The organism is Streptococcus sp. Marseille-Q3604 (assembly GCF_916619785.1).
Taxonomy (GTDB): domain Bacteria; phylum Bacillota; class Bacilli; order Lactobacillales; family Streptococcaceae; genus Streptococcus.
Genome location: NZ_CAKAKM010000002.1, coordinates 430,415 through 456,622, shown reverse-complemented (window position 1 = coordinate 456,622; position 26,208 = coordinate 430,415). Strand labels below are relative to the sequence as shown.

The 26,208-nt window shown below is 38.9% G+C and carries 29 protein-coding genes; 13 read left to right on the top strand and 16 right to left on the bottom strand.

Annotated features, from left to right (window positions below; genetic code table 11):
- The first annotated feature begins 78 nt into the window (after positions 1-78).
- The 9 genes from tnpA (at position 79) to rpsI (ending at position 6,755) form a co-directional block, all read left to right on the top strand.
- Positions 79-552, top strand: coding sequence for an IS200/IS605 family transposase (gene tnpA / locus LG375_RS06550; RefSeq protein ID WP_013990678.1), 474 nt, complete (start codon positions 79-81; stop codon positions 550-552).
- 398 nt (positions 553-950) lie between these two features.
- On the top strand, positions 951-2,627 hold the full coding sequence (locus LG375_RS06545; protein ID WP_004182169.1) for a hypothetical protein: 1,677 nt from the start codon (positions 951-953) through the stop codon (positions 2,625-2,627).
- Between the two features lie 47 nt (positions 2,628-2,674).
- A complete protein-coding gene (rlmB, locus tag LG375_RS06540) occupies positions 2,675-3,418 on the top strand; it encodes a 23S rRNA (guanosine(2251)-2'-O)-methyltransferase RlmB (RefSeq protein ID WP_004182149.1) in 744 nt (247 codons plus the stop codon).
- Between the two features lie 2 nt (positions 3,419-3,420).
- A complete protein-coding gene (locus LG375_RS06535) occupies positions 3,421-3,936 on the top strand; it encodes an NYN domain-containing protein (protein WP_225745530.1) in 516 nt (171 codons plus the stop codon).
- Between the two features lie 8 nt (positions 3,937-3,944).
- Complete coding sequence (locus LG375_RS06530; protein WP_225745529.1) at positions 3,945-4,805, top strand: DegV family protein; 861 nt, start codon at positions 3,945-3,947, stop codon at positions 4,803-4,805.
- 152 nt (positions 4,806-4,957) lie between these two features.
- A complete protein-coding gene (locus LG375_RS06525) occupies positions 4,958-5,428 on the top strand; it encodes a hypothetical protein (RefSeq protein ID WP_225745528.1) in 471 nt (156 codons plus the stop codon).
- A 9-nt stretch (positions 5,429-5,437) separates the two neighbouring features.
- Positions 5,438-5,638: a helix-turn-helix transcriptional regulator gene (locus tag LG375_RS06520; RefSeq protein WP_002886373.1), complete on the top strand. Its 201-nt coding sequence runs from the start codon at positions 5,438-5,440 to the stop codon at positions 5,636-5,638.
- Positions 5,639-5,888: 250 nt separating this feature from the next.
- On the top strand, positions 5,889-6,335 hold the full coding sequence (rplM, locus tag LG375_RS06515; protein ID WP_002886374.1) for a 50S ribosomal protein L13: 447 nt from the start codon (positions 5,889-5,891) through the stop codon (positions 6,333-6,335).
- Between the two features lie 27 nt (positions 6,336-6,362).
- Positions 6,363-6,755 (top strand): 30S ribosomal protein S9, encoded by a 393-nt coding sequence (rpsI, locus tag LG375_RS06510; RefSeq protein ID WP_002888293.1) that lies wholly within the window; start codon positions 6,363-6,365, stop codon positions 6,753-6,755.
- A gap of 123 nt (positions 6,756-6,878) precedes the next feature.
- Here the strand turns inward: rpsI and LG375_RS06505 are convergent, their stop codons facing one another.
- The 16 genes from LG375_RS06505 to LG375_RS06430 all read right to left on the bottom strand — a co-directional run bounded on the left by LG375_RS06505 (position 6,879) and on the right by LG375_RS06430 (position 22,029).
- Positions 6,879-8,093: a tyrosine-type recombinase/integrase gene (locus LG375_RS06505; protein WP_225745527.1), complete on the bottom strand. Its 1,215-nt coding sequence runs from the start codon at positions 8,091-8,093 to the stop codon at positions 6,879-6,881.
- Positions 8,094-8,103: 10 nt separating this feature from the next.
- Positions 8,104-8,376 carry a helix-turn-helix domain-containing protein gene (locus LG375_RS06500; protein WP_225745526.1) on the bottom strand — a complete coding sequence of 91 codons (273 nt, stop codon included), beginning with the start codon at positions 8,374-8,376 and terminating at the stop codon, positions 8,104-8,106.
- Positions 8,377-8,579: 203 nt separating this feature from the next.
- The gene (locus tag LG375_RS06495; protein WP_225745525.1) at positions 8,580-9,782 is read right to left on the bottom strand and encodes a hypothetical protein; all 1,203 of its coding nucleotides are present in this window, start codon (positions 9,780-9,782) and stop codon (positions 8,580-8,582) included.
- 100 nt (positions 9,783-9,882) lie between these two features.
- Positions 9,883-10,995, bottom strand: a complete 1,113-nt coding sequence (locus tag LG375_RS06490) for a CHAP domain-containing protein (RefSeq protein ID WP_225745524.1) — start codon at positions 10,993-10,995, stop codon at positions 9,883-9,885.
- Positions 10,996-11,011: 16 nt separating this feature from the next.
- Positions 11,012-11,236: a hypothetical protein gene (locus LG375_RS06485; protein WP_225745523.1), complete on the bottom strand. Its 225-nt coding sequence runs from the start codon at positions 11,234-11,236 to the stop codon at positions 11,012-11,014.
- 1 nt (position 11,237) lies between these two features.
- Positions 11,238-13,118: a conjugal transfer protein gene (locus LG375_RS06480; protein ID WP_225745522.1), complete on the bottom strand. Its 1,881-nt coding sequence runs from the start codon at positions 13,116-13,118 to the stop codon at positions 11,238-11,240.
- Between the two features lie 11 nt (positions 13,119-13,129).
- Complete coding sequence (locus tag LG375_RS06475) at positions 13,130-15,634, bottom strand: ATP-binding protein (RefSeq protein WP_225745521.1); 2,505 nt, start codon at positions 15,632-15,634, stop codon at positions 13,130-13,132.
- Between the two features lie 13 nt (positions 15,635-15,647).
- Positions 15,648-16,058 (bottom strand): conjugal transfer protein, encoded by a 411-nt coding sequence (locus tag LG375_RS06470; RefSeq protein ID WP_175062245.1) that lies wholly within the window; start codon positions 16,056-16,058, stop codon positions 15,648-15,650.
- A 2-nt stretch (positions 16,059-16,060) separates the two neighbouring features.
- The gene (locus LG375_RS06465; RefSeq protein WP_021144863.1) at positions 16,061-16,285 is read right to left on the bottom strand and encodes a hypothetical protein; all 225 of its coding nucleotides are present in this window, start codon (positions 16,283-16,285) and stop codon (positions 16,061-16,063) included.
- A gap of 9 nt (positions 16,286-16,294) precedes the next feature.
- Positions 16,295-17,290, bottom strand: a complete 996-nt coding sequence (locus LG375_RS06460) for a conjugal transfer protein (RefSeq protein ID WP_225745520.1) — start codon at positions 17,288-17,290, stop codon at positions 16,295-16,297.
- 11 nt (positions 17,291-17,301) lie between these two features.
- On the bottom strand, positions 17,302-17,859 hold the full coding sequence (locus LG375_RS06455) for a conjugal transfer protein (protein WP_225745519.1): 558 nt from the start codon (positions 17,857-17,859) through the stop codon (positions 17,302-17,304).
- A 3-nt stretch (positions 17,860-17,862) separates the two neighbouring features.
- Complete coding sequence (locus tag LG375_RS06450) at positions 17,863-18,093, bottom strand: hypothetical protein (RefSeq protein WP_070655027.1); 231 nt, start codon at positions 18,091-18,093, stop codon at positions 17,863-17,865.
- A 14-nt stretch (positions 18,094-18,107) separates the two neighbouring features.
- A complete protein-coding gene (locus LG375_RS06445; RefSeq protein WP_225745518.1) occupies positions 18,108-19,340 on the bottom strand; it encodes a replication initiation factor domain-containing protein in 1,233 nt (410 codons plus the stop codon).
- A gap of 207 nt (positions 19,341-19,547) precedes the next feature.
- The gene (locus LG375_RS06440; RefSeq protein WP_225745517.1) at positions 19,548-21,236 is read right to left on the bottom strand and encodes an FtsK/SpoIIIE domain-containing protein; all 1,689 of its coding nucleotides are present in this window, start codon (positions 21,234-21,236) and stop codon (positions 19,548-19,550) included.
- Positions 21,237-21,249: 13 nt separating this feature from the next.
- Entirely contained in the window at positions 21,250-21,711 is a 462-nt protein-coding gene (locus tag LG375_RS06435) for a hypothetical protein (protein ID WP_061455631.1), read from the bottom strand.
- A 21-nt stretch (positions 21,712-21,732) separates the two neighbouring features.
- The gene (locus tag LG375_RS06430; RefSeq protein ID WP_002948327.1) at positions 21,733-22,029 is read right to left on the bottom strand and encodes a hypothetical protein; all 297 of its coding nucleotides are present in this window, start codon (positions 22,027-22,029) and stop codon (positions 21,733-21,735) included.
- 875 nt (positions 22,030-22,904) lie between these two features.
- Here LG375_RS06430 and LG375_RS06425 point away from each other — a divergent pair.
- The 4 genes from LG375_RS06425 to LG375_RS06410 are packed head-to-tail and all read left to right on the top strand — an operon-like array spanning position 22,905 to position 26,194.
- On the top strand, positions 22,905-23,252 hold the full coding sequence (locus LG375_RS06425) for a helix-turn-helix domain-containing protein (RefSeq protein WP_225745516.1): 348 nt from the start codon (positions 22,905-22,907) through the stop codon (positions 23,250-23,252).
- A 5-nt stretch (positions 23,253-23,257) separates the two neighbouring features.
- The gene (locus LG375_RS06420) at positions 23,258-23,458 is read left to right on the top strand and encodes a helix-turn-helix transcriptional regulator (protein ID WP_225745515.1); all 201 of its coding nucleotides are present in this window, start codon (positions 23,258-23,260) and stop codon (positions 23,456-23,458) included.
- Positions 23,451-25,490: an AAA family ATPase gene (locus LG375_RS06415; protein WP_225745514.1), complete on the top strand. Its 2,040-nt coding sequence runs from the start codon at positions 23,451-23,453 to the stop codon at positions 25,488-25,490. The genes LG375_RS06420 and LG375_RS06415 overlap by 8 nt, the downstream gene beginning before the upstream one ends.
- On the top strand, positions 25,487-26,194 hold the full coding sequence (locus tag LG375_RS06410; RefSeq protein ID WP_225745513.1) for a hypothetical protein: 708 nt from the start codon (positions 25,487-25,489) through the stop codon (positions 26,192-26,194). The genes LG375_RS06415 and LG375_RS06410 overlap by 4 nt, the downstream gene beginning before the upstream one ends.
- The last annotated feature ends 14 nt before the right edge of the window (positions 26,195-26,208 follow it).

Sequence of the window (26,208 nt, the reverse complement as noted above, 5' to 3'; positions counted from 1 at the left end):
TCAAAAAAAGTCCCCCTAAAGTGTTATATTAGATAAGGTTTCCCGACCACTAACTAATATACTAAAGGAGGACCCCTGATGAGACAGGATAATAATAGTTTAGCACATACTACATGGAATTGTAAGTATCATATTGTTTTCGCCCCAAAATATAGACGTCAGATAATCTATGGGAAATACAAAGCAAGTATTGGTCAAATCTTACGATTATTATGTGAAAGAAAAGGTGTTGAAATTCATGAAGCAGAAGCTTGCCCAGATCATATTCACATGTTAGTGAGTATACCACCGAAACTAAGTATTTCTTCATTTATGGGATATTTAAAGGGCAAAAGTAGCTTAATGATATTTGATCGACACGCAAATTTAAAGTATAAATATGGGAATCGCAAATTTTGGTGTCGAGGCTTTTATGTTGATACGGTTGGGCGAAATCAGAAGCGAATTGAAGAATATATTCGTAATCAATTACAAGAAGACGTGGTAGCAGATCAGCTTAGTCTGTTTGAGGAGTATGATCCGTTTACAGGTGAGAAGAATAAAAGAAAGTAATCTTAAAGAGACCCGCTAGACGGGTCAGCTAGCAAAGGTGGTGCTGAAGGGAAACCATTCGGTAGGCCTTTAGGCCTCGGCCGGTAGCAGAGGCTTTCAGCCGAAGAGCAAGCCACCCGTTCTCACGGGTGGTTTTGACTTAAAGGCTATAAAAATTGTAACAGTTAGCCAGAGTTTTAACATTTAGATTATTTGAGAATCAAAGTAATTCAGCGTCTTGATAATGAAAAATAAGATGAAACTAATATTTAGCACCTTGAAAATGAGAAAGTTAAGGGGTGTCTGACACGTGTAAAACCCCGATATTATAGCGTTTTTTAATAAAACTAATTTGACAGAAAGTAAAAAAAAAGTCTATAATATTAATAAATGAGGCCATCTAAAAAATGAGGAGGTGAATGGAAATAGCTAAGAAAAAAGTTTTCTATACAACTTTTGCTGCTTTGATTTTATCTAGCTTTACGCTTCAAACAGGTAAAGCAGATGAAGTTCAGGTAAAACCTGATGAAGCTAAAATAGATTATGTTAATAGTGAGGCACCGGCTCCAGTTGCTCCTCAGGCTGATTTTTCATCAGTAGGAGCTAAGGCAGAGCCAGCGAGTCAAGTAGGTTCAGTAGTGACCTCAACATCACTGATGGTTGTCTCTTCAAGTGAGACAGATGAGGGGCTTCTTGAGGTACATTCTCAAGTTGATATCGTGGAGACTAGCGTTTCTACGACGACACCTCATTCAGAAGAGGCTCGTGCCCAGGCTTTTGGTGAGGATCGATCAGTAGCGGCATCTGAACGAGGAGATGCAAACCCAACATCTGATTCTGAACAAGCAAAACCAAATATTGTGCTTACTTATGATAAGTCTCGTGAGGCTACAGCGACTGCAGAGTCTCAAGCTGTGACTTCAATGTATAAGAGTGAAAGCACCCTATATACATCTGAACTTGCTGGAAATACACATGCAGTTATTGAAAAATCAGAGTATTCTTCACTGGATTCTCATACGACATCTGTAAGTGCGACTCCTACTAGCCAAGCTATTGCAACTTCTGAAGTCGCTTCTGAGTCTGCAAGTACTGCAAGCTCTCTTGCATCTACGGCTCCAGAAACGAGTCAGTTAAATAATAATTCAGAAGATAGCTTAACTGTCCTTACGGTTGGCTGGAAAGATTCATCATCAACTTCTGAGGTCTTTAAAACTTCTGAAGTGGTTTCTATGTTGCAAAGTGAGAGTTTGACCTATTCGTCAGAGGTAACCTTTACGGATGGACTCATCTCAGAAATCTTAGCGACTCCAATCACTTCTGAAGTATATACCGTTGTTCCAAAACGAGACAGTACTGGAGCGCTTCTTGAAGATCAACCTGCTGTTACAGGGAATACAGATATTCTTTATTTAGCACGTGGTGAAATCTTTAACGTCAACTTTGATGTTAACAAGATGGAAGGTAAGAAGATTAAGGGCCTTAATCTAGTCCTTGATGGCAAACAAATTCATCATAGCTACTTTGTTGAAGGAACTCTGGATGAGGTCAATGCTGGTTTGAGTGCCTACCATTTGGCAGAGCAAACGACTGGTATTCATAAAATGACCTTTGAGTTGATTGATACGAATAACAATATTCATTACCTGACACAGACTTTTAGCGTCTTCAATGAAGGCGAGCGTCCAGTGACACCGGATAGTTACCGTAGGAATCAGTATTCATCAACAACGACAACAACGACTGTACCGGTTACTTATAATACCAGTGCAAATAGCTACACTGAAACCGCCAATCATATACAAGCTACGGCTGTCAATGAGTTGGCTGAGACAACTAGAGCGCTAACACAGCAATTGGCAGAACAAATTGCTGAGGTTTTGAGTGGTTGGTCTTCAGCGATTTCTGGAAATAGTTCAACAAGCACAGGTTCAATTGATATCTTCCAAGCAGCAGGTAAAACCATTACTCAAGCTGCGAGAAAGATTGCAGAATCAATCTCAGATCCAGATACAATTGGTAAGCAAGCTTTGGCTGCTGCAACTGTTGTTCTCGTTCTTCTAGTGCTTTACCTAGCAGCAATTACATTTATTTAACATGCTTTGCCCTCGTAAGAGGGCTTTTTTTATGATAGAATTAGCTTATGAAAACAACTAAAGAATTAAGTCTAGACATTGTTTATGGTGTGCATGCCGTAACAGAGAGTCTGGAAGCAAATACTGGAAATAAACTCTATATTCAAGATGATCTTCGAGGAAAAAATGTTGATGCCATTAAGGCCTTGGCAGCTGAAAAGAAGGTTTCCATCTCTTGGACACCTAAGAAAACCTTGTCTGATATGACAGGTGGAGCTGTGCATCAAGGTTTTGTTCTTCGTGTGTCAGAGTTCGCTTATTCTGAGCTCTCAGTTATTATGGATAAGGCTGAACAAGAGGAGAATCCTCTAGTCCTCATTTTAGATGGACTCAACGATCCTCATAACTTTGGTTCTATCCTACGTACAGCTGATGCTACTCAGGTGACAGGAGTTATTATTCCTAAGCATCGTGCTGTGGGGGTAACACCTGTCGTTGCCAAGACATCAACAGGGGCTGTGGAGCATATTCCCATTGCCCGAGTGACCAATCTTAGCCAAACTCTTGATAAGCTTAAAGAAGCAGGCTTCTGGGTATTTGGTACGGATATGGATGGCACCCCATCTCATAAATGGAACACAGCTGGAAAGGTTGCCCTTATCATTGGTAATGAAGGTAAGGGAATCTCTGCTAACATCAAGAAACAAGTGGATGAGATGATTACTATTCCTATGAGTGGTCATGTGCAGAGCCTTAATGCCAGTGTGGCAGCTGCAGTTCTCATGTATGAGGTTTATCGAAACCGATTGTAACTATGAAAAAAAGAATACTTCTAGTTGATGGTTATAATATGATTGCCTTTTGGCAAGAAACCCGTCAACTCTTTAAGACCAATCAGCTTGATCAAGCTCGTGAAACCTTGCTTCGTAAGCTCAATCATTATGCTAACTTTGAACATATTGATATTATCTGTGTGTTTGATGCTCAGTTTGTTCCAGGGAGTCGTCAACGTTATGATCAATATCGTATCAGTGTCATTTTTACTGAGGAAGATGAGACAGCAGATAGCTATATTGAGCGCGCAGCATCTGAGATGAATACTGTTCAAAATCTAGTTGAAGTAGCAACTAGTGACTTAAATGAACAGTGGGCTATCTTTTCACAAGGAGCTTTACGTGTTTCGGCGCGTGAGTTGGAAGAGCGTGTCAATACCGTTAAGTCTGATCTAGACAAGATGTCGGCACATATTGACTTAAAGACACCAAAACTACGTCCATGGGACGATGCGCAATTAGGGAAATTACAGGACCTTTTAAATGAAATAGAATAGAGGGACATATGACATTTAACATTTTGACAGATTCCACAGCAGATCTAGATGAAAAATGGGCTCAGGAGAATAAGATAGAGCTCGTTGGTTTGACCATTACGCTTGATGATATTGCCTATGAGACCGTTGGTCCTAACCGTTTAACGAGTGACCGTCTCTTAGAACGTATGCAAGAAGGCAGTCAGCCAACCACAAGCCAGGTGAATGTTGGTCAATTTGAAGAGGTTTTTCGTCGTCATGCTAAAAATGGTGATGCTCTTCTCTATATTGCCTTCTCATCAGTGCTTTCAGGTACTTATCAAAGTGCTGTTATGGCACGTGACATGATTTTGGATGAATACCCAGAAGCTATCATTGAGATTGTAGATACTCTGGCGGCAGCAGGTGGGGAAGGTTATCTCTCTATCTTGGCGGCAGAAGCTCGTGACCAAGGTAAGAGCTTATCTGAAACAAAAGCCATGATTGAGGACATTCTGCCACGTTTACGGACCTATTTCTTAGTTGATGATCTCTATCATCTCATGCGTGGGGGTCGCCTTTCTAAGAGCTCAGCCATTATTGGTAGTTTGATTAATATCAAACCCCTTCTTTGGTTGGACGCTTCAGGCAAGTTGGTTCCTCTGGCCAAAATCCGTGGACGCAAAAAGGCCATTAAAGAAATGGTCCTACAAGCTACCCAGGATATTGGACATAGCACAGCAATTGTTGCTTATGCCAATGATATTGAAGCGGCGGAGAATCTAAAAGAACAATTGTTAGCAGTTGACGGTATTGAGCAAGTTCTCATTATGCCACTTGGACCAGTCATCTCTACCCACGTCGGACCAGATACCTTAGCCGTCTTTACGATTGGTAAAGAAGCTAGATAGAAAAAGTGTCAGATAGGATTTCCTATCTGATTTTTTGTTTTCGGAAATGATATATTAATAGAAAATAAAAAGATAATCCATACAAAATGAATGATATATTTGACATGGTGTAAAATAATGCTATAATAAATCTAGAAAATGGAGGAAACAAAATGAAAAAGTCACAGAAAAAAGTAGCTAGCACGATGGATGAGCGTGCTCAGTTGATCAGCGGAGAATCTTCTGCTAGAGGTTATTGGGTAGCCATGCTTGGTATATTTGTAACGATTATGGTTGCTAGCAAGACACACTCCGTCGAATTAGTGCAGTCACTATTAATCATCACTTTCTTTGGTTCTATGTGCCTAGTATTAGTTCACAGCGTATCACGTAATGGGCATCCATGGTTGCTAGACAAAAAACTTGAAAAGAAGATGTTCGTATTATCCTGGGGCATGCTACTTATTGGCATTTTTATGTCGCTAATTGGTCTATTAAGTTTAGTACAATCGTTTAAGATGGGGAAGAATCTTATAAGTAGTGTGGCATTTATGACATTGGGTTTGACTCTTATTTGTGACGGATGGGTTATCATTAAAAGAATCAAGAAGAACCGTCTGGAAGAACTAGAAGACGAAGAATAGGATTTTTGAATGAAAAATTTAAAAATGAAGTCGGCACGTGTGGCAAAAGACCTCACTCAACAAGGCTTGGCAGATGCTATTGGAGTATCTCGTCAGACCATCTCAGCTATTGAAAAAGGTGATTATAACCCTACTATAAATCTGTGTATTGCTATCTGTAAGACGCTAGATAAAACCTTAGATCAGCTTTTTTGGGAATCTGAGGATTAGTTTTGATCTCTTTAGTGGTTATTTAGGCATGATTTCTAGTCTTACACCTTATAAAATGAGAGACTAAAAAAATACAAAAAATAAAAGAAAAACACCTCCAAATGACTTGCCTTGGACGTGTTTTTTTGATATTATGTTAAACGGTATTGTTTACCCCATTTGAAAGGCCCCGGAACCTTCCAAATACTTTTCGATGGGAAGGAACACCCATCACTCGTAAACAAAAATCGAACTATATATAGGAGAAATCATGAACAAAACAACATTTATGGCTAAACCAGGCCAAGTTGAACGTAAATGGTATGTCGTTGACGCAACTGATGTGCCACTTGGACGTCTTTCTGCAGTAGTTGCTAGCGTACTTCGCGGAAAAAACAAACCAACTTTCACACCACACACTGATACAGGTGACTTCGTAATCGTTATCAATGCTGAAAAAGTTAAATTGACTGGTAAAAAAGCAACTGATAAGATCTACTACACTCACTCAATGTACCCAGGTGGATTGAAACAAATCTCAGCAGGTGAACTTCGTTCTAAAAATGCTGTTCGTTTGATCGAAAAATCAGTTAAAGGTATGCTTCCACACAACACTCTTGGACGCGCACAAGGTATGAAATTGAAAGTCTTCGTTGGCGGTGAGCACACTCACGCTGCACAACAACCAGAAGTACTTGATATCTCAGGACTTATCTAATTCTAAGAGGAAAGGAGCACTAATATAATGGCACAAGCACAATATGCAGGTACAGGACGCCGTAAAAACGCCGTTGCACGCGTACGTTTGGTTCCAGGTACTGGTAAAATCACAGTTAACAAAAAAGATGTAGAAGAATACATCCCACACGCAGACCTTCGTCTCGTTATCAACCAACCTTTTGCAGTTACTTCAACTGAAGGTTCATACGACGTACACGTTAACGTTGTAGGTGGTGGATACGCTGGTCAATCAGGTGCGATCCGTCACGGTATCGCTCGTGCACTTCTTCAAGTAGATCCAGATTTCCGCGATTCATTGAAACGCGCTGGACTTCTTACTCGTGATGCACGTATGGTTGAACGTAAGAAACCAGGTCTTAAGAAAGCTCGTAAAGCTTCACAATTCTCAAAACGTTAATCAATACGATTATATCAACGTTTCAAGACATTCAAGAGATTTCTCTTGGATGTCTTTTTTTAGCCTAAAAACTAAAGTTCACCCCAAAATTCACCCCATATTCACCCCATATTCACCCCATCATTATTTTAAGCTACGAAATGCGATGTCACCTACAGTCTGATTGACGGTATCTTTAGTATTAACATAAATCTTTGTAATTTCTTTGTCACTATGAGTTAGGGCTTCTGAAATTATTTCTAACGAAACCCCAGCTTGTTTTGCGAGTGTCGCACCAGTATGTCTTAGTTTGTGTGGGGAAGCTGGTGCTAGTTCAGGGTGCCTGCGTCTGACTGATTTCATTCTATAATTCAGATAATCTATATGGAGTGGTAAGTTAATATTGTTTGAACGATCATTATAGGTGAAAACAAACTGTTTTTGATTTTGTCGTAGACCAAATAGCTTAAGTTCTTCTTGTTGCTTCACTTTCCAATTTGCTAATAATTCCATCAATTCAATTGGAGCCTTAAAGAGAGTTTTTTTGTTGCCTTTTGTTGATTTTATATTACCAAAACGGTCTAAAGCCTGTTCTATGAGTATTTCTCCAGTAGAAAAATTAATGTGTTTCCATTGTAGAGCATAGCTTTCTGATTTTCTATCAGATAAAAAGAATGTCGTATAAAAGAGAGTGTAGTCTTTTAGGTCAACAAGTCCTTTCTCTAAGTCTGTGTCAAAAGCTTGTAGCCATAATTTCAGCTCTTCTTTATCGAGAGAAAGATCCTCCTCTCTTTTACTCTCTCTAAGGAGAATCTTTTTATTAGCTTTAATTCTACTGATTGTTTTTCGGAGTTTATTTGATGGAATATATTCAAGTTCCTCAGCCCAATCGAAAACAGAATTTACATAGCTCCTAATTACCTTGAAATTAGCATAGCTATTTGCCTTGGGAGTAAGTAGTGATAGTACAAGTTGTTTATTATTAATTAAATATTCTATTGAGTAACTTCCTAAAATTGGAATAATATGTAATCTGAATAGATTTTCTGTCTGAAATACAGTTGCTTTGGTTGGAGGTTTTAGAGTAGTAGTAGTTTGACCTGCTTTATATGGTTCTAGCCAAATTTCTTGGTAAAAGTCTTTGAATAATATACTTCCTTTATCTTTAGATAAAGTAGGTGTTTTACCCGCTCGTGCATTTTCAATATCAATAGCTAACTTTATTTCTGCTTCTTTTGCTTCTCTACGAGTTTTAAACCGTTTCTCGTACCGTCTTCCCATACCAAGTTTTCCTTGGACTTCGTCAGGAATGTAGACCCTAAGCCTATATGAACCATTCTTTGTTTTCTTTATAGACATATTTACCTCCTTATGCGCTGATTTCTAATCTTGTCATCCATTGATTGATACTTTCCTTGTTAAAACGAATAGATTTTCCAATTCGGATATAGGGCAGTCCCATTGCGATCCAAATATCAAGTGTATTATTAGAGACTCCTAGATAGTTACAAGTCTGTTTTTTGTTTAGAAAAGGGCTATCAGCCCCAATATCTTCTTTAAAATGATGAATTTCATTCTTTAATAGTGTTGCAATCATTTGCTGAATTTCTTTTGTTTGTTCTTGTGGTAATTGTACTAGCATATATTATTCTCCTCTCAAAAATAAAAAAGAAGAGTAAAATACTCTTCTACTGTCAAAAAGATTAATTCTTTTTATCTGTTTGTGTTTTGATAAGACCTAGCAAAGCAAGCCCAGATATTCCGAGTGCCCATTGTTTGCATGTATTACGACATGAATCACAAATTGGTATTCTTGTAGGTGATGAGATTGTTTTTTTACAAGTTTTACATTCCTTCGTTTTTAGTGTCATTTTTTTTCTCCGTTTCGATTTTTGCTGTTTCAGTATTACTTAAATTAATGTTACTAGCTTGTTGGAATTCAATTAATTTAGTATTTACATTAATAAATAAGTCCCTATTGTTTTTTGAGTAGCTGTAATGATTATGAATTAATTCTAACAAACTTACTTTTGGGATACTATTATTCTTTATCCATTTTGATTCTTTTACATAAGGAAGTTTTTTTGCTAGTTCTTTCAAAGAATTTGTTTTGTATGGAATATTTTGTTTAGAAACTAATTCCATCGAACCTTGAAAAGATAGTAGCCGATCATGGGCCATCCCCTCATTATTTAGTGTTAAATCGATATAAATTTGTATACCAACAATTTTAGTCATAATTTCTATGTCGTGAAGTAAAAAATCAGCATGCTTTTGTAAAGAAGATTGAAGGTATGTCGGTTGGTTGATTTTCTTAATAATTTCATCTCTATTTGAAATTATATCGGATTTAATAGCACTTACTGATTCTTCAAATAATGTATTTGCCTTCTTTAGTAACTTAACTTTTTCTCTGAAATCTTTGCTATTGTTAGCTTCTATAACTTTTGTTCGAGCTGAAAAAAATGGACGTAGTATACTATTGTTTCGATCCCATCTAATCTGATAATCTTGACTTTCTTTGATATCTAACAGTAAGTTATAGATTTGTTTAAGTTGAGCTTGAGCGATTAAATCATTAGGAACTAGATTTTCGTTGTTATTGGTCGCTTTCCTTAATGTCAAATCTTCAACACGATTCTTATGATCAGTTGTGTCTACAATTACAGCCCTAAGATTTCCCTCTACTTTTCTAGATTCACCAATTTTATAAGTGCCGTCTTGAAGTTTTGCTTTGGTCTCAGGAGTTAGACTGTCAAAGTCAACCTCATATAGAGTAGCATTATTGGAGTCTAGTATTTTAGTGTTAGGATTAAGATATTGGTTTGAAAAGTTGAATAAGGCGTTTCCCTTAGTATCAAATAAGTTTGAGATATCAAAGGGGAAACTTTCATCAATTATGTTGGGGGGAGCTTGTTCAAAAGGGCTGCTTATTTCAAAGATATTATGTGATTTGATATCTGTCTTATTTTTAAATAAATCAAAAGATTGTAAATTTTTTTTGATTGATTCTTCTTTTTGTTTTTCTGATTTAGCAACTTCGTTCATTAGATCACCTAGTCATTTTTGTATTAATTATAACATTTAGTATTGATTTTACACGTATCTACACTAAAAATATTAAAAATTAATATTATTAAAACTATCATTAGTGTCCAATAACATAACTAAATTGTTTTGCTGTTTCTGCATCAAAAGTGCGGTAGCTAACGACTCCTAGTCCCTTGACGTTTGATTCAGAGATAAGAATGGAGCCATCTGATTTGACTTGTTCCACAAAGGCAATGTGACCATAGGTTGGATCTGCCCCAGCTTGTCCTGGGCTAAAAGATAGTGCGGAGTGTTCGGTTGGGGTATGAGTTGTCTGATAACCAGGGGCATTCATCCATTGGCCACCATTTCCCATATATTCTCCAAAGCTAACACCGACCTCTTTTCCTCGGTTATAGACAAACCAGGTACATTGTCCCCAGGGATAAGACAGTCCTGTATAGCTTGAGGTATTGATTTCTTTGGTGAGGCTATAGTCTTGTGGGACATCCCCAGTTGTGACACCGCCTCCGTCTCTCGTTTTTCCTGTCGTTTGTTCAGGGGCTTTTGGTGTGCCACCATGCTCATCGATATAAGTATCGAGTTTTTGCATGGCTTCAGCACGCCTTTTTCCTGAGCCAGAGGTATCGGTGAAGTAGACTCCACCATCTGTTGACGTATTGAGAGAACCGCTCGCAAATTTTTGCGCTTTGTCATCTTGGACTTTGAAGGTTTCATTTTTATTGCCAATGATGGTCTGATTGGTGAGTCCAACAACGGCTACTTCATCGTTAAAATTATTGGCGTTTTCTGGATTAGAGTCAAATGCCCCAAAACCAAACATGTTGGAACCAGGATTTGTCGCAACTCCAGCTGTTCCAAGTGAGCTTTCATTTAAGGCAATCGCTACAATGGCACGAACATCTAGATTAGACTTAGCCTCCCAATCTAGGAGCTTTTTTCCATTGATGCGTTTCTTGTCATAGGAAATTCCTAAAGTATCTAAAAAACCGTCCAATTGCTCTGCTTTAATACCATAGCGATGAACGAGTAAATTATGGGTATAGGGGTCTCCATTTGACCAGTGGTCCGTGTAGGTTGCCCCATTTGGTGATTGAGAAGAGCCACCAGTGCTACCTCCTCCGACGGCTCCCATAATGATGATAATGATAAAGACAGGAAAAAAGAGAGGAATAAGACTAGATAATAGATACCATTTTAGTTTTTTCATTGGCTCTCCTTTCTACTTAATGTCTGATATAGGCTGTAAATAGAACAGTCCCAAAGCGCCATTTGGCATCTAAGACGACGGAATGGGCTTTTGTTTGTGCAATGATTTGGTCTTTATCTTTTTTTGAGACTGGAAATAAAAGAAGGAAATCGACGGAGCGTTTCCCTTCTTGGTAAGCCTTAAAAAGTGTTTCTTCAAGCATTCTTGGAAAGGCTGTTCTTGAGCGTATTTTAGTATTCATTCTATTCTCCTCTCAATTGGTTTAGGCGTTGTGTTAAACGATCTCGTCGCTCGATATTGGCTCTTATTTTATCGTCTCGTGTCATGGTCTTACGATAAGCACGGGTGAAGGCATTGGAACCTTGGGCTTTATACATGGCTTGAGGATCCTTGTAAGCATCCAATCTACGTTCTAGGGTATTGATACGGTGTTGTTTGAATGGCGAAATCCACTCTTCTTTGAGCGTTTGGAATTCGTCTTCTGAACTAGGTATTACTTCTGACATGATTGGTGAGTCACTTGGAGGTGTTGGGCTCTCTTGTTCAATTGGCTTGAAGTTATCAGGTGGTGTCTGTGTTGGAGGAATGATTGGTTCTGGAGATTCTGGCGTTATTGGAGCTTCTGTTGGACCAGCTGGCATGACTGTCTCTGGTTGGCTTGGTTCTTTACGTGTGAAGAAGGAGCCTGCATTTTGGAAATGGCTCTTGGCATTCATCATTACTCCAGTCCCAAAACCAGCACCAGCCAATGTAAAGTTTCCCAGGTGTTGAGCTGTCGCAAGGCTTCGTGTTGGGACCTGTGAAGCAACCTCTTTGGTCTTTGTGACGCCATGTTCCACTTTAGTCCCAATATCTGTCGCAACCATTCGAGCTTTGGAGCCAAGAATAAATTGGAGGAGTTGTCCTTTAAATCTCCAAATGAGGAAATAAATGACACCTTTAGAAACTACCGATACTAAGAGTTTGAAGACAAGACCAAATAAGAGAAGGGAAGGTAAGGTTTTTAGAACACCATCAAACCCATTTGTGACCAGGTTTTCTATCATTTTTTCAATATAGAAAATAAGGAGTGTTAAGAGAGTTGTCATTGCTGGAAAAATCAAGCCTCCAAACATAACTTTAAGCACCCCAAAGACCAACTCTTGCATCCTTGGAACGAAAGACATGAGAAGGACTACTGGAAAAAGTAGAATCATGGTGAGGACAAGGATTTGAGCCACCACATTTAAGAGCTGGATAAGAATAATGGGGACGGCTAATACAAAGGCTTCTACAATTTTAAAAATCACATAGAACATCCGAGTGAAGATGAAGTCTGGCATAGCTGATACCCAACGGTTCTTTTCACCATCATCGTTGGCTCCGTCTCCTAAATCATCTAAATACTTGGAACGGTCTTTGGCTTTGACTGCCTTAAAGTTGCCATTCTTATCACTAGTCCCAAGAACTTTACTATCGTCAAAGGCTTCTTCTTTCCCATCTTGACTGTTCTTGTATTTTCCATTTTCTTGGCCAGTATTGACAAAGACATAGGCTTTATAGGACGTTTCTGCAATGTAGCTATCTGACATCGATTTTCCAATTTTAATGGACTTGTCTTTGGCATAGTCCACCTTAATGCCTGCAATCTTTTTGGTAACATCTTTAGAGACGTTATTAACGGTATCAAGGAGATAGAGACCACCAGAAGTTCCAGCAACAGTCCCAAAGTACCCCAGAGCTAATAGGAGTACTAGACAGACGTGGAGGAGTGTTCTTGAAAAAGAGCCTTTTGAGAAGAAATACTGATAGAACAGGTAGAAAGCTAAAACCAAAAGCAAGGTGCCTACAAGTGATTTGTTGGTAATGTTACCAGTATTAGAGCCCGTAAATCCGTGCCAAATACTGCTTGCTCCATGAAAGACATAGGTTTTATAGGTGGCGTAGAGATCAATCTTTTCTAGAATACGAATGAGGAGGGAAAAGAAGCCAACGACGGCATTGAGAATGAAAAAGAAGAGGTTAACGAAGAGTTCATTAATCAGAACCCAAGCTCCATTAAAGGAGCCAAAGTTGGTTGGTTCCATGTAGGACTTTAGGGAGAAGATATCCACTCCCTTTAGCTTGGCAAAAGCTTCTTGCATTGGTTCACCTCCTAACTAGCGTATTTATTTTCAAGACTTGAAGAGACTGTTGCTTTCATAGGTTTTAGAAGCATATCAATATCTTCAAAGAGATTGTGGACGGAAATCATATTGAGATTACCGTAGACATCGTAGTAAAGGCACTGACCAGAAATCATATTATCAATCCATTCGAGGTTACTTTCAGTGACTTCAAGATTGACGTGTCTGAGGATATCTTCACGTTCAGATTTTTCATAGAAGGCAAAGATGGTCCCAAATCCAGTCGTGTCATCGTCATTTTCTGCATCATGCACAGATTGTGTAATCAGTGCTAGGGTATTGTTTTTAGAGCGTCCAATACGTCTCATATTTTTGATAACGGCTTTTCCCTCTGCGGACTTCATGAGAATCCAAGCTTCGTCAAAGAACTCAATGGTATCTTCATTTTCATTGCGTTCGCCAAAGTGGGTACAGAAGGCCCCAAGCGCAAACATGAGAGCAATGGAGTTTCGTTCGTGGTCTGAAATCTTTGTGGAGTCATCCTTTGGGAGCTTGAGGTTATTGACTTCTAGGATAGTGACTCGGGACTCATAGTTAAGTCCTGGGGTTGTGCCATCTGAGAAGGCGAGTTCCAAGATGGAGTTTGTCACAATGGACGTCAGATAGCGCCCAACGGAGGCAATCTCAGAAGAGGAAGCCTTTCTTAAGACTTCTAGGACATGTTTAAACCCGACGTTCTCACCAGCTACTCGACGTTCCACGATAGCATTGATGGCTTCTGTGATGGCTGTTTTCTGGTCCATCGTCACGTCATCGACAGCTTGTAGTAGAAACTCGAGCATGTTCTTTGCGACCTCTACAGCTTGTTCCTTATCAAGAACCACAATGGGGTCTAGGACTCCGTGGTTTGATGGCAGTGAGCTATCTAGTGTTACAAAGTTAAAGTGTTCAATCTGTTTTTTTCGTTCAGGGTAGCGTCGTGCAAATTCAGGAGAGTTGATTACTTCCTGATAGTGATTTCTGAGTTCTCGTTTGGGGTCAATATAGAGGGTTTTGACATTTTGTAAAGCCACACTTAAAAAGATAATCTGAGCGAGGAAAGATTTTCCTTGTCCTGTCGCACCCGTAATAATGATATGTGGGTTCTTGGTAATCTTTCCAGCGATATCTTCTTTATTACCGACTGTGGCATTGTAGAGGACGATGTTTTTAGAGGAATCAATGGCTTTAGCGATAGAGTCCCAACGTCCCGTCCAGTTATCCACTCGGCCGATATACCAACCGATACGGTTCCCTGAGGATGTATTGGTAAAGGGCATAAGTTCTGAAAATCCACGAGCTGTGACCATATGTGTCCAAGTGCGTGTTTTCTTTTGGAGGTTTTCCCCGTAGAGTAGGGCTTGAAAGAGGTAAGGACCATCTTGAGAGGCTTCACTGATTTCAACACCCATATCATCAAAATAGTTGAGAACTACTTGTCGTCTTTGACGAAGTTGATTGACACTAGAAGCAGAGACGATGAGATAGGCGCCATATTCGATGATATCTTCCTTGTTTCCGACTTTCTTCATCAAATCTTTTAAAGAGATAGAGCCCATAATGATTTCATCTTGTTGGACGGTGTCTGTGTTTTCAGCTTCTTCCATGATGTTTCGATAACGGGTATTGGAGCGTCCCATTCTCCCCTTGATTTTGTTGGTATCAATAAATTCTGCTTTGATACGCAGTTCTACGGGAAAGTTCAAGCGTTGGACGAATTCGCCTAGGTGAAAGCCGTTGAATTGCACAGGAAACTTTCCAACAGGAAGAATGGTCACAAAGGAAGACCCATAAGGACTTTCGAGCTTGAGGAAGCCTCCTTTTAGGACTTTAATTAGGGTATCTGTGATGTTAAATTGGGAGCGATTAGCGAGGACCTCCTTCTTGTAGTGGGGAATGTAGCGGAGGTATTGCATCCGCTGGTAGTAGAAGAGCTCTTCATTGGTCAGACGTTTGGCACGTAGGACGGAAAAAGCTTGGAAAATAGTGAATTCGTCACTTCTGTAATCGTCATACCAGGTAGGACTCAATGCGTATTCGTAGCCAAGACCTTTTGCGATTTTCTCCGAGAACTCATTAAAACTCTCATAGGCCAAGTCTTTCACCGTTGCCCCTTGATTTTGTTTGCGTAAGATCACGCCCACAACCCAATCAAACTGATAAGGAATTTCCATTTCATCTGTGAGACGGTCAACCGTGTAAAGAAGGAGCTCTTCTCCCAGTTCACGGCTATCATCTGCCAATGCTTCCGAAAAGTCCCTCATTTTCTCTTCTAAGAGATAGTCTTTGGGAATGAGTGAAATCTCAAAGAACTTGTTTTTCTGGAGCTTTTTCATCATCTGAGCAACTGTAATCTTGTGTTTGCCCTTTTTCTCTTCATCTGTAATGGTGATGGGAGTATTGGGAATACGGTAATAGGCTACCACCGTTCGATCTTTTTTGAGGGCTAGATTTTCATGGGTTTCCCTAATAGGATAGGTTAAGGTAATACTCATAGGACCTCCTCTTCTATAGATTTGTTTTTTCAAAGACAATTTCTTCTACAGGCTCTATGCGGTCTTCATGGTAGATCGCTTTTTTATTGAGCTTGAAATCCCAGAAGTAAATCAGGTAGTCTCCGATGAAAACGTGCATCTTCTTACCGTGTGGTTCGTACTCGGTGTAGAATTTAGCAAGTTTATAGGGGAGGTACCAATAGAGCAGTAGTGAAATAGAGTGTGTGAATTTTGCGAGGGGAACCAGGATGAATCCTCCAAAGAGCAACATCGCTACAAAAACGAAGGTAAAGACAATGAAAAAGGACAATTGCATCGGTGTTGCGAAGTACCAGAGGCGAGTCCCTTTTTTTGTCTTGATTTCCTGGATCCAATAGGGGGCGTTTAAGCCCTTACTGTAGTCATAGAGTCTTTCGTCAGCCATACTTAAAGTCCTGAATCAATACCAAAGAGTCGTAGGAACCAGCCGACCACTTTTAGGATATCTTGTCCTTTTGCGATTGAGACGATGACGGCGTAGAACCCAACAACTGAGAAGAGTTGAAGCCAAGAACTGTTTCGCCAAGCTTTGATAGCTAACAAAACAGCGATAGCGGTGAGAATCCAAATCCCATCGCCTTGGAGGAAGGTACGTAGATTGTCTGTATTCATAGAGTTCTCCTAATCTTTATCGTTTGCGTAGTTGAGAGGAATGGTGTGTTCTAGTTTTGTGACATAGTAGCTCTTGTCTTTTTCTGAGAGGGTGAAGGTGAAGTTTTCAGAGTGTGTTGTTCCTCCTACCTCAAAGGTTGCTTGGACATAGGCAATGAGACTAGCCCCATCTTTCTTAAGATAGGTATAGTCAATCGTTTTAAAGGTGGTGTTGGCTACGATAGCAACGTTCTTGGCAATGAGGTTGAGGTTGTCTTGGTTAGTGGTATAGTTGGTAAAGAAAACCTTGAGAAACTTTTCAACCTTCTTGTGTTGACTGTCTGAGACGTGGTCATTAGCTGTGAGTTGGAGTTGATCGTCTTCGCTAAAGTGTCCAGCTTGTGAAGAGTCAATGGCTGAGAACCAAGGGAGTCCAGAAACGTAGTATTTCCCTTCTTTTTCATCAAAGGGAATATTAAATCCCGTTACCAGTTCTTTTTCCTCGGTGTCTTTGTCATGTTGGATGATTTCCTTGTATTTGACCTTGTAGGTGGCTACCTTGCCTTCTACCGTGACTAATTGTGAGTAGAGCAAGGTACTTGGATTACGCACTTGGCCTTGTGCTTTGACATCTGGGACGAAATTATAAAAGCTGTTAAGGTGTTCGACTTGTGCTTGTTGTTTATCCCCTTCTTGTGGTAGGGTGAAGTAGGCGTAGACATAGTCATTGAGGTAATACTGGAGCTTGTAGTCATACTTACGATTGGCGTCCACAGGTTGTGTTTTCTGTTTTTGACTTGCTTCCACTTGAGCTTGTAGTGTTCCCACTTTATTTGAGAGCGTGATGGCACGGATGGCACCCGTAAGACCAACAAAAAGGAGGAAAGCAATTCCTCCGATAACAACTAGATTGACGGTCTTTTTCGTAGTGACTTTTAGCTTTGGTGGGCCACCCTTTTTCTCCACCTTTTTAAAGTTTGAGAGGTATTCCCTTGCTTTTAGTAAGTATCGTTTAGCTTTTATCATAGGTCCTCCTTCTAGAGACTAGCGAGTTCAATGAGTTTGGAACCTTTGGCATAGAGGCGCTTATTAGCCTTTTCAATCTCACTGTTGATGTAGTAGTAGCCTCGTAACTCATTATGGAGTTGTTCGACTAACTCAGGTTTTAGGTCTTTGGCTTCTTCTTTTTTAAGAAGAGCATTTAGTTCTCCAGCCTTGGTCCAAGCTTGTTTGTAGTCTTTCTTTTTGAGTAATTCTCCGAGTTCGTTGGTAACTTGTCCAACTTTGGTTTCAAAAATCGTTTTAGTAGCCATATCAATTTCCTTTCTAAATGTGTCGTGATTGTTTTTGATGGTCTGTTGAATATAGGCAATGAGAGAAGGACGCATCCGTTTATTGAGAGTCAGAACCTGACCGTCTAGTGTGAAACAGGCATGTTCATAGTCGTAGAAGCCCCTATCATCTGGAAGTTTTTCGGTACATCTTCCAGCACATTCATAGTAGAAGTCCTTCCCTTTCCTAAGGAGGATATACATTTTCCAGAACTCCTGATCAGGAAGAAGGAGGAAGTCTGCTTGATAGATTTTTTTGAGCATGAATTAGCCCTCTAGGAGGTCCTCGTAGCCTAGTGCCTGGTAAATAAAGTCTGTATCAAACCAAAGCCAATCATTAATTTGAGTGTCGGTGGGGGTATCCCCGGAAAAGAGGTCTTCACAGATAGTGGTTAGGGTATCTATCCCACCACGTTCACGGACAGTGTTTAAGGTACTTAGTCCACCAGACCAGGCTTTAAAGTTGTTTAGTGAATTGATTTCGACTTTGTATTCCATAAGGGATTTCCTTTCTAGTGTTCATAGTGTTTGTTGGTTTTGAGGAGTCTTAAGATAGCCTCCCCACGATCAGTAATTTCACCGCTATTTTGAATCATCTTCATGTATTCTGTTTGCATGATTTTGTCTGCTTCAGAAACGAGTGCAAGAGAATTTGCGACTTGATAGGTTAACCAGCGAATGGTCCGTTCGATACTATAGGGCTGTGGACTGGTTGAGAGTTTCAAGGGTTCGACCCCTCCAAAGAGTCTTTGCCATTTTTCATCGGGCTTATAGGCTCCAAAACGGGTGACACCATCATAGACTTGGATTTCCTTGTTCACGATACCTCTTGCGATTTCTCCGAGATCCACACCGTTGATGTATTCCTCCACAACCCCTTGGGCTTTCTGGTCTGAAAAGCGTAGTTCGTAGCGGTTCCAGATACCAAAAATCTCCAAGGATTCTTCCAAGGAGATATTTTCCATACGAGCGATTTCGTATCGCTTTTCATAAAAGTTGAAGTAGAGCTGACTTTGTCGGCTCCCAAAGTAAAGGGAAAGACCGTGATTGGCTTCCATGTCCTCGTTATCGGTGAAGGATCCCCCACCTGTGATATTCCATTTTCGAATGGTATCTAGGACAATTTCTTTGGCATAGAGCTTCTCAATGAGCTTTGGGATTTGGACATGTTCCTCCTCGTGCCCATAGCCTTTATAGAGTTCGTCTAGAGCGATATCGAGGCGTTTTACCCTGACATCCTGGTAGGCATAGAGAATAGTTTGAAGAAAGGTTTGCCAAGAAATCCCCTTGTGTTCTAAGAGGAGTTCCATCTCCCGACAGCCCTGACCAGAGAGTTGAAGACACGTTTGGTAGTTATTGGTCGCAGACTTATCAAAGAAATCGAAAATCCAAATGTTTCCTCGTTGCCACAAGTGGGTATAATTCATGAGCCGTGTTTCTTGGTCGGTAAATTCGCTTAAGTGACAAAAAAGAAAGTTCTCACAGAAAGCCTCTAAATCTCGTAGACTTGGGAAGGCTAATCGTAAATAGTCGATGTGAGCCCTGAGATTGTTTTTGTGACACTCCTGATAGTAACCAAGTTTTTCTTTGAGTTCTCGGAACTTGTCAATGGTGAGTCCTCTTTCTCCTGATTCATAGGAGCGGTAAGTTCTTACGGGTAAGTCAACGGCTTGTGCAAAGGCTTTTTGGCTGAGGCCTGTTTGTTTTCTGAAGTTTTTGATCTGAAAGGGACTCATTTTAGTCATTCATGGGAACACCTCCTTTTGATTAAGTGACACACTTTTTGGACCAAAGTGACACACTTTCTAAATCTTGAAAACTCAACTCCCACAAGGAATGAGGAGGGGTGGACGTGGCACTTTGGCCAAATGTAACCCCCCTATTAGAAATCGGGGGTTGAAGTCTCATCATGGCCTAGGAACTTCGGGCTACGGTCTGCGCCTGACCTGTGGTCAGGCTTGCCCTTGCCCTTGTCCTAGCCCATGATGACTAAGCACCGCTTCAACGGCTCTTGGATAAGATTTGCGTCCCTCCTCCTCAAAGTGGATAAGAATTTCAAGAAGGAGCTCTTCTTGAAAAGGGTCGACTAGAATGGCAGAGTCCGATCGTTCAAAATCAATCCCCTGTTCTTGTAAGAGATAAACGATCTTTCGAAGTGTCGCCATTTTAAGGTCCTGTTCCTCCGCAAATTCTTTGAGCGGACGTTGGTTAGTATCAGTGTTTAGAGTATCTTCATCCTCTATTGATTCAATCGTTTCTGGTTGAGGTCGGACTTCTTCAAAAACTTCAAATTCTTCGCCATCATATTCCATAATAGGGATTTTTGCGTAGGCATCATAGAAAGAGAAGCCTTGATCAAGTGGCACGTAAGGGGAGAAGAATTCGCCAGCCAAGTCGCCATTATTAGCGATATAGCCTCGACCTTTAACCTTGACGCCATTGATTTCATCGAGCTTTTTAAATTCTTTGGTTTTGTTAGCATCTCCAAACATCATGTCGTAACCCGTTGATTCCAAGTGACCAACTGAGAGACGCTTCATAAAGTTATCTCGAAGAGCTGTTTTGATAAATTCTCCATCAGGCCGTTGCATGGCAAAGATGATAAAGACGCCAGCTTGACGCCCTTCTAGGACGAGCTGAGAGAGGTATTCCATGAGTTCCGACTGAAGGCTATAGTCACGGTCAATCTTGGCCATAAGGGCTGCCCACTCATCGACAAGGATGAATTTGGGTGTCATGCCGTAGTGCGTAAAGTTCTTCCCAGCTTGAAATTTGGGTGAGGTAGACATAAGCTCGTAGCGTTTTTCCATGAAGGCGACGTTTTCTTTAAAACATTGGATGATATCTTCTTTGCTTGTATAGACACGACCATGAAAGACGGGAATCTTTTTGAGTCCAGCTAGGTCAGAGTTCTTTGGATCACAGATATCAACAAAGCCAATCTTAGCGAGTGCATAGATAATAGTCATAAGGACTACGGTTTTACCGCCACCAGTTCCTCCACCAATGAGTAGGTGAGGCTCTTCAATATAGTCCCAAGTGACGTCTGTCATAAGTTGGAGTTTAGATCCCTTGACCTCGACCTCGTTAATGGTGATACGGCTATCAATGCGGTTGATAGCAATGTCATAGGTGATAAACCGTTTATCGAAGGTTTTATTACGAAAGTCCCCATTAAACATGACTTCAAGAGTCGACCCAAGATTGAGAAAACGGTCCTGAAATTTATTGCCTTCTAGAATAAAATGGACTTCAATCTTGTAGCGAGACTGTTTTAAATATACTTGAGGAAGGATAATCTTTTCAATCGTTTTGTTTTCACGCCTGATATTTTTAATCAAATAGAGGTTGTTTTCGATCAGGAAGCGAGACAAAATCCGTAGGCTATTGAGCTTTTGGAAGAAGACGATTTTCTCGTAACACATGCGATTCAGTAGGTAAGCCACCAAACAAGAAGCAACAAGGACACCCCCGATAAAGTAAACTTGTGGTAAGGGATGGTCCTTCAATTCTTCTAGGTTAAGATAGCAATAATGTCCAATAGCTAACAAAGAAGGGAACCACCAGATAAACCAGGTAATTCCCCTAATATGACGATAAAAGGCCCTAACTCTTATCCCACGATAGGTAAAGAGTTTCATAGTGCATCACCTCCTAATTATCCTTTTTGTTGTCTAGAGGTTTGTTTTCCTTGATAGGTGTCCCTCCATTTTTTTTCTTGATTTTAGAAGCAAAGAGCTTATAAATATCATTGCGGTTAACGTGAGTATGGGTGATCACAATATCTTCTAGCTCTACCTCTTCTCGGTATTTAATCCCAAGGTCTTCAATTTCAGACTGAGCCATATCAGCAATGGTGAAAAAGAGAGTTTCGTGCTGGACAGAAGAATGAATTGCCACAACAATCCCACGGATTTCTCCAGTGTTAACTTGAACAAATGAGCCATCAGGGTTGCGTTGGGTACGGTCTTCTTCAAAGATGATATCAGGGCCTTCAATGCCACGGAAAGATAGTTTTCCAAGGACTTCAGGCACATTAAGACCATCTGTAATGACACGATAGGTCTTGTCTGCAATTTGTAGTTTTTCTCCGTAGTTTAATCCGATTTTAGCCATATGTATTTCTCCTTTACTTTCTTATTTTTTTAGGACTAATTTTTCCGCAAAGACATTGAGAGCTGGGGCAACTGAATTACCGTTTAGAGCCGTATCTGAGAGAAAAATCGGATTGATTGCTTCTACGAGAGCATCTTCTGGGAAGACCGTTGTAGAAGCAGGTGTGATAACGTGGAAGGCCCCATGTTTTTCGCTATTAAGAATATGACGTTGGTATTTACCTTCTTTGCCAAAGATAAAGCGAGGGGCATTCCCTAGTTTTTCATAGTAAGCAGGGCCGATAAAGTCAGGTTTCATGACAAGTGTTTCTGGAATCATAGATTTTTCCTTTCTGATTTTGAGCAAAAGAAAAAGAGTTAAGCTAGTTGCTTCACTCTTGAGTAATAGTGGGTAAATAATTTACGTTTAAACTGTCGACTATAGAACTGAATATCACCGCTAGGATAGCTATTTCTACGGGCTTCTTGAACTAAATGGTCTAAGTCAAGAAGAGCTTGTGTATAGAGTTTAGCTTGTAGTTTAGGCGAGTAGCTAAACATGCCATAGGTGAATTCATAGTTATCGTAGAGGCGTTTACATTGTAATGCGAAAAAAGTTTGTCATAGGGTTCTCCTTTATTGTAAGCGTAAAAAAGCTACTAAGATAAAAAAGACTTAGTAGCTTGAGAGTAAGTCCATCTCAAAAGATAGACAGCAGTAAAGAAAAGTTGTTTGGTTGGAAAGATTCCTCTTTCCACGGTGGCAACGTTTAGCAAGGTGCTTTGCGTCAATTACCATCGCTTGCCCGGCCAATCTCTTCAGGTAGTCATTATCATGCCCATAAGATTCTCTTACGCCTTTTGGTGAAGCCAGTTCACTTTACTATTCGGAAAAGTGCTAAAGTCCGAAATGCGTGTGGATCCACAAAAATAGTTATTTTTTGTTTTATATCCCAACTTCAACCATGAACGGACTTGACTTTACCTATCAAATAGATTACAATAAAGATACGAAGTTTAGTGTAGTTTGATAGTCAGTCCTCTGGTTGTCAGACGCACTTTTTTATTCAATTTTCAATGATCGTAATGCCTTAGTTGATTGGCGTTATTATTTTTAAAACCAATATAACTAATAGCTATATTTAGATTATATAACCATAGGTTATATTTGTCAAGGGATTATTGGAAAAAATTTAAATTTTTTGAGGAAGTAAATATGGGGTTCTCGGAACGCTTAAAAGAATCACGAAAACAAGCTAGATTGACCCAAGTTGAAATAGCTGAAAAACTAGGAATTTCGCAACCAGCCTATGCTTCTTGGGAACGTGGGACTAAAAAACCAACCCAAGAAAATCTTGTTAAGATTGCTCAAATTTTAAACGTAACAATTGATTATTTAGTTGGTAACTTTGATGAAGAAATTACGAATAATAAGTTAGAGGATATTGAAATCCTCTTCCGTAAAAATTCAGAAGGCTTAACTGATGAAGAGAAATCTCTTTTCAGACAAGAGTTAATTGCCTTTATGGAGGAACGGAAAAAGCTCTTTGAAAAGGATGACTAAAGACAATGGGACTAAAAGAATTGAGAAAAGCAAAAGGAATTACAGGAATACAGCTGGCAAAAGAACTCGGAGTCTCTGAAAGAAGTATCATAAGATGGGAGAAAGAGGGACTTAGAAACGCTAGTTTTAAACATGTTGTGAAGATATCGCAGTTATTCGAAGTGGATTTGAATGAACTAGGAAATAGGAGTGAAATCAATGGGTAATGATAGATTTTATGAGAAGATTTCTGAAAGAATATCTCAGTCAGATGAGTACTTGAACTTACGAAATACTTTAAAAGAGTTGACTCAAGAAATTGAGGGGACTATTTATGTTATTGAGAACCCCCTATATAGTTTGAATGGTCAACAATCAGAAGATTCATCTGGATCGTTCTCTATTTTAATACCGAAAACGAATATTATCTTTACACATTTGAGTAATGTAAATGAAGATGATTTTGATGACTACGTTGGTAATTATATAGATTCTATAACAACTCTTAGTGAAATGTTTGAATTTAAAAAGAAAGTAGGGAATAGCCGTAGATGGAATCATCTAATTACTGATGATTTGGAGATTTCACAAATAACAAAGCAAGTAATAAGTGATTATTGCGTCGAAGGTGATGATAATGACACTTTAAAGATTTTAGTATCCTTGATTACAGGATCTATCAATACCCCTGATAAGGGAGGACCTGTTGAAAATTTACTAGATGCTGTAAAGAAAAGAATTGTACAATTTGATGGGGATCAGACAAGATTTGTTTATGATAATCTGAAGAAAAAAAGAATTTCAATTCAAGGACTAGCTGGAACAGGTAAGACGGAACTTTTGTTTCATCGTCTAGTGAATTTGTATACGCAGACAAAATCAAATATAGCCTTCACATGTTATAGTAAAGTACTTGCAAATGATATTGCTAAACGAATTCCTGTCTTTTTTGATAGAATGAAAATATCAGAACGTTCAGATATTGATGAACGTGTTAAAGTTATGAGTAGTTGGGGATCACTGTATAATCCAAATTCAGGTTTTTATCGTTATATTTGTGCAAAGTATAAAATTGATTTTATCAATTTGAATGATTCAGGTTATATGGGGTTTGATGGTGTTTGTAGACTTGCTGTTGATCAAATAAAGAAACTACAACAATTGGGAGATTTTGAACCGTGTTTTGGTTATGTGCTAGTAGATGAAGCACAGGATTTTCCGGATTCTTTTTTTGAACTCTGTCAGTTGGTTGCCTCGGAACAAGTAATTCTTGCAAGTGATATTTTTCAAGAAATATTTAAACGCAAATCAAAAACGATACAAAAACCTGACTTTACACTAAATAAAGTTTATCGTACTGATCCGAGAAATTTTATGTTTTCACAGTTTTTAGGTTTTGGGATAAAAGATAAACCAATAATAAAATGGTTGGAAGATGATGCTTGGAAAACTTCTGGATATACGATTAAAAAAGATGAAGAAGGCAAGAATCAGTTTTATAATTTTAGCAGAGAACCACTTAATCGATTTAGCGATATAAATAGTGATACTGTTGTTCCCACTAAATTATTTTTAAAGAAAGATAATGATTCAATAGTTTCTTTAGTGAAGCAAATTATAGCTGATATAAAAATAAAATTTCCAAATGTCGAACCTGGCGATATTGGTATAGTTTTCTTATCAAAACAAAATATTGGGTATGAATTAGCCAATATGGTTAGTACAATGATTATAACCGAATTTGGTTGGAGAACTCAAAAAATTTATGAAAGTAAAGATAGGACTCGACGACAAAAGAGGGTTTTTATAAGTAACCAAAATAATGTTAAAGGGTTAGAATTTTCATTTTTAATTGGAATTGTACTTGACAAGATAACTGATGATGTAAATGTTCGAAATACAGTATACATGATGATGACAAGATCATTTCTAACTTCATATTTAATTCTAGGTTCATCAAACAGTCAAATATATCAAGAGTATAGTCCATTATTAGAGGAGATTTTAACTACAGGAACAGCAAAAATAAAAAAACCATCTTCAGAAGAAGTTATCAATGAAGAAGATTTAAAAAATATGGTTGAGAGTTCATTGACATTTGAGCAGAAGGTAGAAAAAGTTCTAAATGAGCTTGGTTTGTTAAATTCAGTTAACCTAAAACAAGCGAAGAATCTTGTAGCTGTTTTAAATGGTGATACAACAGCAACAGTAAATGAAATTCAAGAAATAATCGAAACTAATAGGAAACATTTTGAATGAGTAAATGTTGTACATTCTATATTGATAGAGAATTAAGTTATTTATTATCAAAGCCATTTCGGAATAGGAAAGATATAATACTGATTCTTCTAAAAACTGTCGAAAAATTACTGACACCTAATTCTCTTACCTTGCAACAACGCATAACTACAGAAGAGTCAAGAGATGTTTTTAAAGTGTTTCAACCTGATACGAGTGGGGAGAGTCAGCAAAGAGTATTCTATTATAATCTATATGAAGATGATAGCTATGCAGAAATGTATACAATACATTCTTTTCATTTTCCATTCACGATCAATGTAGAAGATGATCCTATTTTAATACGTTACAAACACTCGAGTATTGATAAGGAAATTAATGCCTATTTTCTATCAAGGTTAACCTTTATAATTAATCTAATTGATAGTGGCGACTATGACTGGGGAGATACTTGGTTGAATGAAATGTTGGAAATATATTATTCTACAAACGGAGAAGATAATAGAGATCTCTTTTATATGGTTAATGATTTACTATCAATGGATTTTGGATATATTCGTTATGATAATGATCCCAAGCATGAGAAAGAAAATCATCCTAGACATCACTTTGATATAAATCTGGATAAAAGAGTAACATTTAAGATAGGTCTAACCGAGTCGCTAAATATCGATAATTTTGCAAAAATAATTGATAATAATAGTGAAGTGAAATCAATTAGATAATTTATACTGTTTTT